This is a genomic window from Dyadobacter sp. AC419 (assembly GCF_979253085.1).
This window is the reverse complement of record NZ_CEEDCD010000019.1, coordinates 262,615-276,879: the sequence shown is the minus strand read 5'-3', so window position 1 is coordinate 276,879 and position 14,265 is coordinate 262,615. Positions and strand designations below refer to the sequence as shown.

The window sequence follows — 14,265 nt, the reverse complement described above, 5'->3', positions numbered from 1 at the left end:
CAAAGTCAGTTTTCCGAAAGACATTGGTCGTCATAGTTCAAGTTTTCCTGCCCCAATTTTGAAAGCGTTCCGACAACGGGACGCTTTCTTTTTTGACACGGATCTTATGAAGCATATTTTAAATGCACCCGAACCAGAACTCGTTCACACCACCTGCTATCATTGCGGCGACCCGTGCGAGTCGGAAGTGATCAGCAATGATGGCCATGCATTCTGCTGCGACGGCTGTTTTCATGTGTATGATTTGTTGAAAACCTCCGAATTGTGCGATTACTATGCGATCAATGAGGCGTCGGGTAACTCGCCGGACAAGGCATTCTTCAAAGGAAAATTCGATTACCTGGATCTGCCGGACGTGCGCACAAAAATGCTCGAATTCACCGACGGCAAGCTCGCCCGAGTCAATTGGTACATCCCCAAAATGCATTGCAGTTCCTGCATCTGGCTCCTCGAACAGCTTTACAAATTCAACCCGGCGATCAGAAGCTCGGTCGTTAATTTCCCCGAAAAGAAGGTTCGCATTACATTCAATGCGAATGAAATCAGCCTCAGCGAGCTCGCCACGCTCATTTCGCGGATCGGCTACGAGCCGTATATCAGCTTGAATGACCTCGACGGAAAACGCGTCAAGAAATGGGACCGCAACCGGTTGTACAAGATCGGCATCGCCGGATTTTGCTTCGGTAACGTCATGATGCTCAGCTTCCCCGAGTATTTTCATCTGGGCCAGGAAGCATTTGATCAGGATCTACGGGTAACATTCGGTTTGATGAATGTCGCATTAAGCCTGCCCGTGCTTTTTTATTGTGCGCATGATTTTTTTAAATCCGCCCTGGCTGCATTGCGTGGAAGATATCTGAACATTGACGCGCCGATTGTGATTGCATTGCTTTCCATTTTCTCGCTGAGCATTTATCAGATCTTTTCAGGCACCGGTCCGGGTTACCTCGATTCCTTCACCGGAGCCGTGTTTTTCATGCTCGTCGGGCGATTTTTTCAGGATAAAACCTACGCAGGCATTTCGTTTGACCGCGATTACAAATCCTATTTCCCCATTGCCGTAACCGTTTTGACAGGCAAAACCGAAGAACGAAAACCGGTGACAAGTCTAGCACCGGGAGACGTTATGCTAGTCCGGAATGCCGAACTGATCCCCGCCGATTCGGTTTTACTCAGCGACGAAGCGTTTATTGATTACAGTTTTGTCTCGGGAGAAGCGGAACCTGTGCGGCAGCGGCGCGGAGATACGCTTTATGCAGGCGGCAAGCAAACCGGCCCGGCGATTGAGCTGGAAGTGCTCAGACAGGTTTCCCAAAGTTACCTTACCCAGCTCTGGAACACCGATACATTCTCAAAACCCAAAGAAAACCAGAATAAAACGCTCGCAACCCGCATTAACCGTTATTTTTCGGTGATTGTCCTCATTATTGCGACCGTCACATTTTTGGTTTGGTATTTTGTAAATGATAATCCTGAAACTGCATTCCGCGCATTCACGACGTGTTTGCTAGTCGCCTGTCCGTGCGGCTTGCTGCTTTCCTCGACCTTCACCAACGGGAATTTGCTTGCCTTGTTTGGCAAAAACCGGTGCTATCCCAAAAACGCAGAAGCTGTGGAACGCCTTTCGAAAATCAACACCATCGTTTTTGACAAAACCGGGACCATTACGCGCTCGGAAGAGGCGGAAGTCACATTTATTGGCGAATCGCTCTCCCCCGCAGAACTAGGAATGGTCAAAACACTAGCCGCTCAATCCTCTCATCCATTAAGCAGGATCATTGAAAAAAGGCTCACCTCCACTTCCATTTGCGAGCGGCCGGAGAATTTTATTGAAAAAAGCGGCGCAGGGTTGCACGGATTATTTGGAATGTACAATGTAAAACTCGGTTCAGCAGCCTGGGTGAATAGCATTGCAGATCAAAACGAAACCGCATTAACCGGATCTTCAAGGGTTTGTATTTCGATCAATGGAGAGGTCCGCGGCTATTTTTTGGTCAAAAGTAAATACAGGAAAAATCTTGCAGAAACCATTGATCAGCTGCGTAAACACGATTATAAAACCTATCTCCTTTCGGGTGACAAACCAACGGATCAGGATTTCCTAGCAGGCATTTTCGGAGATAGATCAAATCTTTATTTCAAACAAAAACCCGAAGACAAGCTTGCATTCATCGCCGGTCTGCAAACCGAACAGCAGCAAAATGTGCTCATGATCGGTGACGGGCTTAATGATGCCGGCGCATTGCAGCAAAGTGATGTGGGGATTGCCGTTTCAGACGATATCAACAATTTCACGCCTTCCTGCGACTTCATTATAGAGGGAAGTGAGCTTGCCAGGATCCCGGCATTTATCGAGCTGGCTCGTTACGGGCAGCTTATCATCAAAGGCAGCTTTGGTATTTCGCTGATCTACAATGTGGCCGGGCTGTTTTTTGCCATCGGCGGAAAATTATCACCTGTGCTCGCAGCCATTCTGATGCCCGTCAGTCTTATTTCCATCGTCGGATTTACCACGCTTGCCAGCAGCCTCGCAGCCAGGAAAGCATTGAAAAACTGACCAAAGTCATTTCTTAACCTTGCCGCCATCATCATTCCCGCCAGCTGCATCCGGTAGTTTTGGAGGATAAAAACAACCCCTATTCCTGCCATGAGTGCATTATTTGTCATGATCGCCGCCAGCCTCTCCATTGCTCTCGTATTCCTGGGTGCATTCATCTGGTCGGTGCGGAAGGGACATTATGACGACGATTACACGCCATCCGTCCGGATCTTACTCGACGACCCGCAACAAAGCCAGACCTCGAAAACCGATACAAAAGCCATTCACTAAATTTTACCTAGAATTATGTCAAACGTTCCCCATCCCGACCTCGCAGCGGTTGAACTGGATGAGTTCCAATACGATAACCGGATCGTGCGCGACTTCGCCATCGCCACCATTCTGTTCGGTCTGATCGGCATGCTCGTCGGTTTGCTCGCCGCATTGCAGCTTGTATTTCCCAACCTCAACATGGACTTGCCGTATCTCACATTCAGCCGGATCAGGCCGCTGCATACCAATGCGGTCATATTCGCATTCGTCGGAAACGGCTTTTTCACAGGACTTTACTATTCCGTTCCGCGTGTGCTCAGAACGCCCATGTGGAGCCCGGCGCTGACCCGCATCCATTTCTGGGCGTGGCAATTTATCATTCTGGCAGCCGCCATAACCCTGCCGATGGGCATTACCACTTCTGTAAAGAATACGCCGAGCTGGAATGGCCGCTTGACATTGCGATCGCCGTGGTGTGGGTTGCCGCGCTTGTCAATGTCGTGATGACCACGATCAACCGCCGCACCGAGCACATTTACGCCGCGGTCTGGTTTTACATTGCCTCCTTTGTAACCGTTGCCATGCTCCACGTGGTGAACAGCATTGCGTTGCCGATCTCGCTTTTCAAAAGCTATTCCGTGTATGCCGGTGTGCAGGATGCATTGGTTCAATGGTGGTACGGGCACAATGCCGTGGCTTTTTTCCTGACTACGCCCTATCTCGGCATGATGTATTATTTTTTACCAAAAGCCGCAAACCGGCCGATCTATTCCTACCGGTTATCGATCGTGCATTTCTGGGCTTTGATATTTTTGTACATCTGGGCAGGCCCGCACCATTTGCTTTACACATCGTTGCCCGAATGGGCGCAAACGCTCGGAACCGTATTTTCAGTGATGCTTATCGCACCTTCCTGGGGCGGGATGATTAATGGATTGATGACGCTGCGCGGCGCATGGGACCGTGTGCGCGAAGATGTGGTTCTGAAATTCATGGTCGTGGCGATCACAGCTTATGGAATGGCTACTTTCGAAGGTCCAATGCTTTCGTTCAAAAACGTAAATGCCATTGCCCATTACACCGACTGGATAGTGGCGCACGTGCACGTAGGCGCATTGGGCTGGAACGGCTTCCTGACATTCGGCATTCTTTACTGGCTTTTCCCGCGCATATACGGCCGACCGTTATACTCGCAAAAGGCTGCCAACTTCCACTTCTGGATCGGCACCTTAGGGATTTTGTTTTACACCATTCCCATGTATTGGGCGGGTTGGGTGCAAAGCTCGATGTGGAAGGAATTTACGCAGGAAGGACTTTTGAAATACCCGAACTTCCTTGAAACCGTTACGCAGCTCAAACCACTTTATTTCCTTCGCAGCGTCGGCGGCACATTATACATCATTGGTTTTGTGGTGATGATTTATAACCTGTGGATGACGGCCATCAAAGGCAAACTCATCGCAACCGAAACGGCGAGAGCAATGCCGCTTAATGCGATCTGGCCTGCCGAAAAAAGCGAATACTGGCACCGCCGACTTTTTGAACGCAAGCCGCTGGCACTTACCGTGTTCGCATTGGTTGCAGTCGCCATTGGCGGGATGATCGAGATGATCCCAACCTTTATGATCAAGTCCAATGTGCCGACGATTGCGGCCGTAAAACCATACACGCCGCTGGAATTGCAGGGACGCGATATTTACATCCGGGAAGGCTGCTATGTATGTCATACCCAGATGATAAGGCCATTCCGTTCTGAGATCGAACGTTATGGTGACTATTCCAAATCAGGAGAATTTGTCTATGATTACCCGCATCAATGGGGCTCCAAACGCACAGGACCCGACCTGCACCGCGTCGGCGGAAAATACCCGGATTCCTGGCATTACAACCACATGGAAGATCCCGAAAGCATGTCACCCGGCTCCATTATGCCGCGTTATGGCTGGCTGCTGAAAGACGAGCTCGACACGAGTTCCACCGCAGCAAAGATCCGGGCGATGCAAAAACTGGGCGTTCCTTACGAAAAAGATTACGATAAAACCGCCAACAACGATCTGCAAAAACAAGCCAAAGCAATACAGGCCAGATTGAAGCAAAGCGGCATCAAAGCAAACGAAAACAAAGAAATCATAGCCCTCATTGCGTATCTGCAACGACTTGGGACGGATGTGAAAACAAACCATTGAATCCATGAAATTTCGAACTTACCTTGAAACCATCGCCGGGATAGGCATTTATCCTTTGATTTCCCTGATTATATTCTTTGCATTTTTTGTTTCACTCATTGTTTTTGTGATGGGTATGGATAAAAAAGCGGTGCGCAAGATCGGGAGCCTGCCGTTGCAGGACGGCGTTATCAGGAAGGGTGTTTTATCAATCCTGCTGCTGACGATTACATTCAATGCTTCCGCACAGGATATGGCTGAGCCTGTCCGAGCCATTACAGGCACTGAAATTATCCTTTATATGGTGCTTGGCGTGCTGTTTTTCATAGCGATCCTGTGGGTGATCCTGCTGGGGGAGACATTGGCTTTGCTGAAAAAGATTAAAAACGCGAATGTTTCTGAAAGCAAACCATCCGTAAGCTGGTGGAAAAAGTTTGGCGGGATGAGCGTTTCGCCCAGTAATGACAAAGACATTCTCATCGAAGGGCATGACTACGATGGCATTCAGGAGCTCGACAATGGCATGCCGCCGTGGTTGCAAACCCTTTTCGCAGGGACGATCGCCATTGGTCTGGCTTATGCCGCATTCTATTTCAGTGGCCTGGGCGACTTACAGCTCAGGGAGCTAGAAAAAGAAGTTGCCCAGGCGGAAATTGATAAAAAAGCTTACATGGAAAAAGTAGGCGCCAGCATGGATGAAAACACGGTGACGGCCATCACCGATCAGGCGGTAATCGGCCAGGGAAAAGCCATTTTTCAGGAGAAATGTACGGCTTGTCACGGCGCCGAAGCGGGCGGATCTGTGGGGCCTAACCTGACGGACGACTACTGGCTGCACGGTGCGGGAATTAAGAATTTGTTCAAAGTCATTAAATATGGCGTGCCTGAAAAAGGGATGATTTCCTGGGAAAAGCAGCTTTCGCCTACCGACATTCAAAAAGTGGCCAGCTATGTCCTTTCGCTGAAAGGCACCAAGCCCGCCAATCCGAAAGAACCGCAGGGGGAACTCGTTCATGCAGATCAGGTGGCTGCGAAATGATGACGGAACGCAACTGGATCTATCCGCAGAAGCCAAAAGGCAAATGGCACGCGCGCCGCACCTGGTTTACGGTCGCGATACTGAGCCTGCTTTTGCCGGCCCGCTGGTCCGGATCGACGGACAACCGATGCTGCTTTTCAATGTCATGGAGCGGAAGTTCATCATTTTCGGAATGTTCATAGGCCCTCAGGATTACTGGCTTTTCGGGTTAACCATGTTGTCGTTTATGGTTTTCATCGTGCTGTTCACGACCCTTTTCGGGCGGTTATGGTGTGGCTGGGCTTGTCCGCAAACGGTGTTTATGGAAATGGTTTTCCGCAAGATCGAATACGCCATTGAAGGTGACGCGACCAAGCAAAAACTGCTTAATAAGGCTGCCTGGACACCAGACAAAATGTTGAAAAAGGGAGTCAAATACACGGTGTTCCTGATCGTGTCTTTCGTGATTGCAAACCTGCTGCTATCCTATGTTTTGGGCGTTGATGAGCTTTCAAAAATCATCCGCGAGCCCCTCGCCGACCACATTCCGTTGTTCTCGGGGATCATTGCATTTACCGCACTTTTTTACTTCAACTTTGCGTGGCTGCGCGACCAGGCGTGCACGGTTGTGTGCCCATATGGGAGGCTGCAAAGTGTGCTCATGGACCGGAACACGGTTGCCGTTGCGTACGATTACAAACGAGGCGAGCCCCGCGGGAAAATCCATAAAAACCAGGACCGGGATGAGGGCGATTGCGTCAGCTGTAATCAATGCGTGGCCGTTTGCCCCACCGGAATAGACATCCGGAACGGCCTCCAAATGGAATGCGTAAACTGCACAGCCTGCATTGACGCCTGCGATAACATCATGGACAAAGTAGGTTTTCAAAAAGGGCTGATCCGCTACACCTCTGAAAGTGCCATTGTGAGTGGAAGCAAAAAACTTGTGACGCCCCGGGTTGTCGGCTACGCTGCGGTGCTGCTGTTGCTATGGTCGGCGCTGGGGTTTGTCATTGTTTCAAGAACGGATACACAAACGACTTTGCTTCGCGCACCGGGCAGCCAATTCATTGAAAACAAGGATGGAACGGTAAGTAACCTGTACACATTCAAGATATTTAACAAAACGAATAAACTTGTGAAACCCAGGATCCAACTGGAAAATGCGGCTGGGAAGCTGGCTTTTGCAGGATCATCGGACATTGTTCTCGAACCGGCCGGCATGGCGCAGGGCACCTTGTTTATCATTATGCCAAAATCCGCATTGAGCGCACGCAAAACGAAGCTGCGCTTGAAAGTTTCGCAGGAGAATCAATTGCTCGAAAGCTTTGAAACCACTTTTATGGCACCCGAATATTAACGCAAACACATTGAAATCATGAAAATCAACTGGGGCGCTGGAATCGCCATGCTATACACCGGCTTCGTTGCCATGATCCTCCTGCTGGTGGGCATGAGCTTATCTCAAAAAATCGATCTCGTTACCGAACATTATTACGAAGAAGAGCTAGGATTTCAGGAGAAAATTGACAAAACAAAACGCTCCGCAGCATTGGCTGAACCGATCAAATGGGAAGTGACCGACGCGGGCATTACGATCATTTATCCTGACAAAAAACAGGTTACAGGCAAGATCAATCTATACTGTCCATCAAACGATAAGAACGACCGGCATTTTACGATTTTGTCTAAAAACGACCGGCAGTTTATCGAATCCGCAGACATTCCCGCAGGCACTTACAAATTGCAGATCGACTGGAAAAGCGGCGGTGAAAGTTACTGGAATGAAGACGTCATCCTGATCAGCCACACGCATTAATCATGGAATTTCAGGCATTCCCCTATCTCGCCTTTTCAATGGGCTTGCTGAGCAGTTTCCATTGCATCGGCATGTGCGGCCCGATTGCGCTCGCAGTCCCGGCTGCGAATGGGAATGCATGGAAAAAGACAGGCGGATTGATCCTGTATAATCTGGGGCGTGCGACTTCTTATGCGGCTCTCGGCGCTGTAATCGGCGTTTTCGGGAGTGCGGTGGCATTATTTGGTTATCTTAAATACCTGACCATTGTTACGGGTATTTTCATGCTTTTTTATGTGTTATGGCCAAAAAAGAGCATTGGATTTACGGCACCAAACCTCTGGATACGTCCCGTGAATGCGCTTAAACGCCACATGTCGGGCTTGCTGCAAAACCGGCGGCTGTACACGAAAGTCTTTCTCGGGATGCTCAACGGCCTGATTCCCTGCGGACTTGTATATCTGGCACTGGCGAGCTCGGCGGCGAGCGGCAGCATGGCGGGCAGCGCACTATTTATGTTCACTTTCGGGCTTGGAACATTGCCGGGAATGATGCTGGTAGGTTTTCTCAAAACCAGGCTTACGCCCATGTTGCGCAAACATTTACACAAAACCGTCCCCGTTTTTGTAGCGGCAGCCGGAATCTGGCTTATCGTTCGCGGAGTAACATTCGAGTATGAAAAAGACGATGTTACCGGGAAAGCGATTACCATTTGCCACGGAAAATAACCTGCTTTTGCCCTTCCCAAAACCGGCCGATGTTAGTTCAAATCCTGACCAAAGTCATGTTTTTCAACTCCCCGACTCCCTAGTTTTGATTTCAGGTTACAATCAAAACATCGACTACCATGGACAAGGATCTGCTGTTCAAATATAACACCCCCGGCCCGCGCTACACCAGCTACCCGACTGTTCCTTACTGGCAAAAAACGCCTCCCACGCAAGAAAAATGGAAGAACTTGGCGCTGAATGCTTTTTCCGCTTCGAATGAAAAGGAAGGCATTAGTCTATACATTCACCTGCCTTTTTGCGAAAGTCTGTGCACCTATTGCGGCTGTAACACGCGCATCACGATCAATCATGGCGTGGAGAAAAAGTACATTGAAACTGTGCTGAAAGAATGGCTGCTTTACATTTCGGTTTTTGGTAAAACAAAACCTGTCGTGCGCGAAATCCATCTCGGCGGCGGCACACCGACTTTTTTCAGTCCCGATAACCTTCGTTTGCTCATCAATGGTTTGCTGGAAAATGCAACCGTTCACCCGAAAGCACAGTTTGGCTTTGAGGCGCATCCCGGCAACACCACCGAGGCGCATTTGCAAACGCTTTTTGAGCTGGGTTTCAGGCGGATCAGCATTGGTGTGCAGGATTTTAACCCGATTGTCCTGGCTGTGATCAACCGCAAACAGACTTACGAGCAGGTTAAAGAACTGACATTGAAAGCGCGCGAAATCGGCTACACTTCGGTCAACTTTGACATTGTTTACGGGTTGCCTTACCAGAAATCGTGTTACATGGTAGAAACCATGCACCGCGTTGCCCAGCTCCGCCCCGACCGCATTGCCTTTTACAGTTATGCCCACGTCCCCTGGATCAAACCCGGTCAGCGCAGTTTTACGGAAAAGGATTTACCCGATGCGGATAAGAAAATGGCGATCTACGAAGTGGGCAGGAATATGCTCGAAATGGCCGGTTACCACGACATTGGTATGGACCATTTTGCATTGGAAACGGACGAATTGTTCAAGGCGCAGCAGGAAGGAAGGCTCCACCGGAATTTTATGGGATATACCGACACCCGCACACAGCTGCTGATCGGCCTCGGCGCTTCTGCGATCAGTGACAGCTGGGACGGTTATGTGCAGAACGAAAAAACAGTCGAAGCATACTACGACCGCGTCGATGCCGGCGAGCTTCCCATTATGCGCGGCCACGAGCTTACGCGGGAAGATCTGGTCCTTCGGAAACACATTTTACGGCTCATGACACAGTTCGAAACGTCGTGGCCGAAATCCGGAGAAGTCTGTCTGGATATCTTTAAATCCATAGAGCGGCTTGCTGAAATGGAGTTTGATGAACTGGTTGAATTCCAGCCGTTTTCCGTCAAGGTTACAGAGAAAGGAAAGCCATTTATCCGCAACATTTGTATGGCTTTTGATGCCCGTTTGTGGGAAAACCAGCCAGAAACGCAACTATTTAGTCAAACCGTCTGATAACCCCCGCAACTTGCCCATTTCACCGATGTAACGTACCTTTCTATGTTCGATAGGGATATTTTAACACAAACAAAGGTGGTTACACGGCATATTGAAATGCTCGATGCGCTTTTTAAACACGCGACAGAGGGCATTGTGGTGGTGGATAAAGCGGGGACAATTGTGATGCTGAACCCGAAAGCGAAGGAGCTTTTTGGGTACACGGATCTTGAATTGATCGGAAAAAAAATTGAAACACTGATCCCCAGGCGTTACCAGGGAAACCACGTGCATTACCGCGACGAATATCTGGAATCGCCCCGGGCGCGCGGCATGGGACACTTAATGGACCTGTTTGCAACACGGGCCGACGGAAGCGAATTTCCTGTTGAAGTAAGTCTGAGCCCATTCAAAACCAGTGATGGCGAGTTTGTGGTGAGCTTTGTGATCGATATTACAGAGCGCAAAAAGCAGGAAAACCGTATCCGGGAAGCGAACCTTGAAATACAAAAACTGAACGCCGAGCTCGAAGAACGGGTGGCGTTACGAACAAATGAACTGGCGGCAGCGGTGAAAAAAGTGGAAGAATCACAGGAAGAAGTGATCCGGGCTTTGAAGAAAGAAAAGGAGCTCAACAACATGAAAAGCCAGTTTGTGACGATCGCTTCGCACGAATTCCGCACGCCGCTCGCCACGATCCTGTCTTCCGCCTCGCTCATTGGCCGGTATGGCACCACCGAGGAAGAAGACAAACGCCAGAAACACGTGCAGCGGATCAAATCGGCGGTGACCAACCTGACCGAAATCCTGAATGATTTTCTGTCGATCGGGAAACTGGAAGAGGGACGCGTGCACAGCATTCCGGTGCTTGTGGAGCTCGATACATTCTGCAAAACGCTGATCGACGAGATCCAGGGGCTTTGCAAAGAAGGCCAGCAGATTTTTTTCAACTACTCGGGAATGGCGGAAGTGTGGCTGGATAAGCAGCTTTTGCGCAACATTTTATTCAACCTGCTTTCCAATGGCATTAAATATTCGGACGCAGGTCAGCCCATTTTTCTGACGGTCAGCGCCGGAGCAGACGAGGTAACCATTGAAGTCCGCGACGAAGGCATTGGCATCCCTGAAAAAGATCAGCCGAACGTGTTCGACCGGTTTTTCCGTGCGCACAATGCCGGGAATACGCAGGGCACGGGCCTGGGACTCAACATTGTAAGCAATTACGTGACGCTGATGGGCGGCAAAGTGGCGTTTTCGAGCGAGACCGGGAAGGGCACGACGTTTACAATTCACCTGCCGAACCAGGTCGTCAAAAATGAAGTTTAAAATCGCATTATAACAAAACTGTGGAAGCTAAGAAAATTTTGCTGATCGAGGATAATCCTGAAATGCGGGAAAATACGGCCGAAATCCTGGAACTCGCCAATTATAAAGTAATGACGGCGCGGAATGGGAAAGAAGGCGTGCAACTTACCAGCCATTTCGTGCCTGATCTGATCATTTGTGACATTATGATGCCCGAACTGGATGGTTACGGCGTGCTGCACATGCTTGGAAAAGATGAAAAAACGGCAAGTATCCCCTTCGTTTTTCTGACTGCCAAAGCGGAAAAAGCGGATTACCGAAAAGGCATGACCATGGGCGCGGACGATTATCTGACCAAGCCTTATGACGACATTGAGCTGCTCAACATTGTGGAAATGCGCCTTAAAAAAAGCGAAAGGCTGCGTCGCCAATTTGAGCGCTCGGCGCAGGGACTCGACCAGTTTATCCAGGAAGCCCGCTCGCTCGATCCGATCGCGAAACTGGCGGAAGACAAAAAGGTGAAGGTTTTGAAGAAAAAGGATACGATCTACACCGAAGGCAGCTATCCGTCGAGTGTGTTTTTCCTGCAAAAAGGCAAGGTAAAAGCGTCAAAATCAAACGGAACCGGGAAAGAATACATTACCGAACTTTATAAGGAAGGCGACTTTTTCGGTTACCTCGACCTTTTGCAAGGCGAACCTTATCAGGAAACGGCCATTGCACTGGAAGAAGCCGAAGTATCATTGATCCCGAAAGATGACTTTTTCAACCTTTTGCAAGGAAACCGGGAAGTGTCGTCGCGGTTTATCAAAATGCTTTCGAACGAGGTGAAAGAACGGGAGGAACGGCTATTGCAGCTTGCTTATAATTCGGTCCGGAAACGCGTGGCGCAGGCGCTGGTGATGCTCGTCCAGCGTTATCAGGATGATAAAACGAAGCCTTTCTCCATGTCGATCACACGCGAAGACATCGCCTCGATGGTCGGTACTGCCACCGAGACGGTCATTCGCACGTTATCCGATTTCAAAGAAGAAAAGCTGATCGACATGAAAGGCAGCCTCATTACGGTGTTCGAATACGAGAAACTTACACGGATGCGAAACTAGGCACTGCAAGCAGTTGCAGCTCAACGGCCTGCAACTGCGCAAGCATTTCCTCCCGGTAAGCCTCGGTCTGACTTTTCAATGCGGGCACCAGACCAATGTAATACTGGATTCCGGCAAGAAGCTGCTCCCGGAATTTGCTCAAAGACTTCTGCTTTTTCTCGTTGAACTGTTGCATTTGCTTTTCCATATCCTTCTTATAATGCTCCACATATAGGTTCAGCTCGTTGATGAACATGTTGGGCCGGGATGCGCCAGCGAGCAAATCGATCTTTCCGTAAATGTGGCCTACAAGCTCGTCAAGGGACATAATCATCTTAAACCACGCCAGATTTGGTCCCGGACAGATTGAGACGGCATGGTTTTCCCGCGGCATGATCAATTTATTTTTGATCAAAGCAGCCGTACTCAATCCTTCGCACAAGCAGAGTTTTTCAGTGATCGCTTTAAATCCTTCTTCGTACGCAACTGGCGACATTTCAGCGGCCTGCAACTGTTTGATCTTCAAATTCTGAAACTGCCGCGATGCCGTACAGATCGGCTCAGAAGTGAATTCGGTGTTAGAAACCAGATATTTCTTCTTGCACGGACTGCCCGGTCGGCCTGCTGCAATGCGCTGCAACCGCTGCTTTTCGGCACTACTCTTTTTGAAATTGTTGAACAAAACGCCCAATGGAGAGGAATCACTCACATAGTAATCAGCCGGTTCGGCGCGCACCAGATCCTGCAAAGTTTGTTCATCAACATTGGTAACCTCGGGCACCAGCAAAAACGGACTCCCCCAGCCTGCCGCATCGACCTGATAATGTTCGAGTAAAAATGCATGTTCCTCGGCCGTCCCGATCCCGCCCTGAACCGTAATGTGCTGCTGCGGAGCGGCATGAATATCCATTTCACGCGAAATGAGAGCGGTTTGATAGAGGGCAAACAATTCGGAAAGCATTTCGGAGCGTCTCGATTTAAATTCTTCGAGGATTGGGCCGAGCAGATAACCTTCGGTCGCAAAGGCATGACCGCCGCAGTTCAGCCCGGATTCAATGCGAAATTCAGAAACCCAGATTCCTTTTTTGGCAAGATATTTGGCTTGGATCAACGCGGAACGAAAGTCACTCACTTTTAGAATGATGCGCTTTTTGAGTCGGCCATTTTGATCCGGGAAAAAGTCAGGAAAGTTTTCCAGGTAATTATAAAGTCGCGGATTCATTCCGGCGGATAAAATCAGCGAAGAAGTGAGTGTACTATTGGCAAATCCACGCAATGCTGCCGAAGCATCCGAAAACGGATCAGGTAATGCAAGGCCATTTACGTCACGGTTCAGCTTATCGACTTTGGACATAATGTTGACATCGATCGCCCCCATGCACATGCCGTTTCGAAGTTCCGTCTGCAAGCGCTGCTTTTCTTCTCCGGGTTGCATCGCGAGCATTTCCGCGTACTTTTCTTTCAATGCAATGTGGTTGGGCAGCAGCTGAAAATAACGGGTCAGCTCCGAGCCTTCTTCAAAGGACTGCTGTTTGATTTTTTCAAAATTCTTAACCGCAATCCTTTGAACCAGATCCAGATAAGCGGTAATGCGCCTCGCTCGAAAATCTTCCTCATCGGCATGAATCGGTAAATACGCTTCCCCGGAATGTACGCAATGATACTTTCGGATGCGCTCGATCAGCACATCATCGACAATCGACATGACCGACGAAATGCCGAGATGCGCAACTTTTATGGGCGTATCAACAGAATAACCGAGGCCGAGAACGGGAATATGAAAGGTGTGAAGCATTGAATCAGGATTAAACTTTTTTGACAAAGTTATCCCCGGCAATGCTCAGCAGGACTGATTAAAGTGGAAGCCAGAAATGATTAAGGTCATAGC

General features: G+C 49.3%; 10 protein-coding genes and 1 pseudogene. 10 read left to right on the top strand and 1 reads right to left on the bottom strand.

Annotated features, from left to right (window positions below; genetic code table 11):
- Window positions 1–106: 106 nt before the first annotated feature.
- From AC0IYG_RS14750 to AC0IYG_RS14705, 10 genes and pseudogenes are all read left to right on the top strand, one after another.
- Complete coding sequence (locus AC0IYG_RS14750) at window positions 107–2,557, top strand: heavy metal translocating P-type ATPase (protein ID WP_471711827.1); 2,451 nt, start codon at window positions 107–109, stop codon at window positions 2,555–2,557.
- A 90-nt stretch (window positions 2,558–2,647) separates the two neighbouring features.
- Complete coding sequence (ccoS, locus tag AC0IYG_RS14745) at window positions 2,648–2,830, top strand: cbb3-type cytochrome oxidase assembly protein CcoS (protein ID WP_471711826.1); 183 nt, start codon at window positions 2,648–2,650, stop codon at window positions 2,828–2,830.
- A 15-nt stretch (window positions 2,831–2,845) separates the two neighbouring features.
- Window positions 2,846–4,998, top strand: a pseudogene (ccoN, locus tag AC0IYG_RS14740) (cytochrome-c oxidase, cbb3-type subunit I).
- A gap of 4 nt (window positions 4,999–5,002) precedes the next feature.
- Window positions 5,003–6,016, top strand: coding sequence for a c-type cytochrome (locus tag AC0IYG_RS14735; protein ID WP_471711825.1), 1,014 nt, complete (start codon window positions 5,003–5,005; stop codon window positions 6,014–6,016).
- Window positions 5,991–7,355: a cytochrome c oxidase accessory protein CcoG gene (gene ccoG / locus AC0IYG_RS14730; protein WP_471711824.1), complete on the top strand. Its 1,365-nt coding sequence runs from the start codon at window positions 5,991–5,993 to the stop codon at window positions 7,353–7,355. The genes AC0IYG_RS14735 and ccoG overlap by 26 nt, the downstream gene beginning before the upstream one ends.
- Before the next feature lie 18 nt (window positions 7,356–7,373).
- Window positions 7,374–7,814, top strand: a complete 441-nt coding sequence (locus AC0IYG_RS14725) for a FixH family protein (RefSeq protein ID WP_471711823.1) — start codon at window positions 7,374–7,376, stop codon at window positions 7,812–7,814.
- 2 nt (window positions 7,815–7,816) lie between these two features.
- Window positions 7,817–8,521: a sulfite exporter TauE/SafE family protein gene (locus AC0IYG_RS14720; protein WP_471711822.1), complete on the top strand. Its 705-nt coding sequence runs from the start codon at window positions 7,817–7,819 to the stop codon at window positions 8,519–8,521.
- Between the two features lie 119 nt (window positions 8,522–8,640).
- On the top strand, window positions 8,641–10,005 hold the full coding sequence (hemN, locus tag AC0IYG_RS14715; RefSeq protein WP_471711821.1) for an oxygen-independent coproporphyrinogen III oxidase: 1,365 nt from the start codon (window positions 8,641–8,643) through the stop codon (window positions 10,003–10,005).
- A gap of 78 nt (window positions 10,006–10,083) precedes the next feature.
- Window positions 10,084–11,313 (top strand): PAS domain-containing sensor histidine kinase, encoded by a 1,230-nt coding sequence (locus tag AC0IYG_RS14710; RefSeq protein ID WP_471711820.1) that lies wholly within the window; start codon window positions 10,084–10,086, stop codon window positions 11,311–11,313.
- Between the two features lie 20 nt (window positions 11,314–11,333).
- Window positions 11,334–12,398 (top strand): response regulator, encoded by a 1,065-nt coding sequence (locus AC0IYG_RS14705; RefSeq protein WP_471711819.1) that lies wholly within the window; start codon window positions 11,334–11,336, stop codon window positions 12,396–12,398.
- Here AC0IYG_RS14705 and AC0IYG_RS14700 read toward each other — a convergent pair.
- Window positions 12,379–14,172, bottom strand: coding sequence for a hypothetical protein (locus AC0IYG_RS14700; RefSeq protein ID WP_471711818.1), 1,794 nt, complete (start codon window positions 14,170–14,172; stop codon window positions 12,379–12,381). The genes AC0IYG_RS14705 and AC0IYG_RS14700 overlap by 20 nt on opposite strands.
- Window positions 14,173–14,265: the final 93 nt, after the last annotated feature.

Excerpts from the sequence above, each read along its gene's own strand:
- AC0IYG_RS14750 (WP_471711827.1), top strand. The coding sequence starts at position 107 with ATGAAGCATATTTTAAATGCACCCGAACCAGAACTCGTTCACACCACC.
- ccoS (WP_471711826.1), top strand. The coding sequence starts at position 2,648 with ATGAGTGCATTATTTGTCATGATCGCCGCCAGCCTCTCCATTGCTCTC.
- AC0IYG_RS14735 (WP_471711825.1), top strand. The coding sequence starts at position 5,003 with ATGAAATTTCGAACTTACCTTGAAACCATCGCCGGGATAGGCATTTAT.
- ccoG (WP_471711824.1), top strand. The coding sequence starts at position 5,991 with ATGCAGATCAGGTGGCTGCGAAATGATGACGGAACGCAACTGGATCTA.
- AC0IYG_RS14725 (WP_471711823.1), top strand. The coding sequence starts at position 7,374 with ATGAAAATCAACTGGGGCGCTGGAATCGCCATGCTATACACCGGCTTC.
- AC0IYG_RS14720 (WP_471711822.1), top strand. The coding sequence starts at position 7,817 with ATGGAATTTCAGGCATTCCCCTATCTCGCCTTTTCAATGGGCTTGCTG.
- hemN (WP_471711821.1), top strand. The coding sequence starts at position 8,641 with ATGGACAAGGATCTGCTGTTCAAATATAACACCCCCGGCCCGCGCTAC.
- AC0IYG_RS14700 (WP_471711818.1), bottom strand. The coding sequence starts at position 14,172 with ATGCTTCACACCTTTCATATTCCCGTTCTCGGCCTCGGTTATTCTGTT.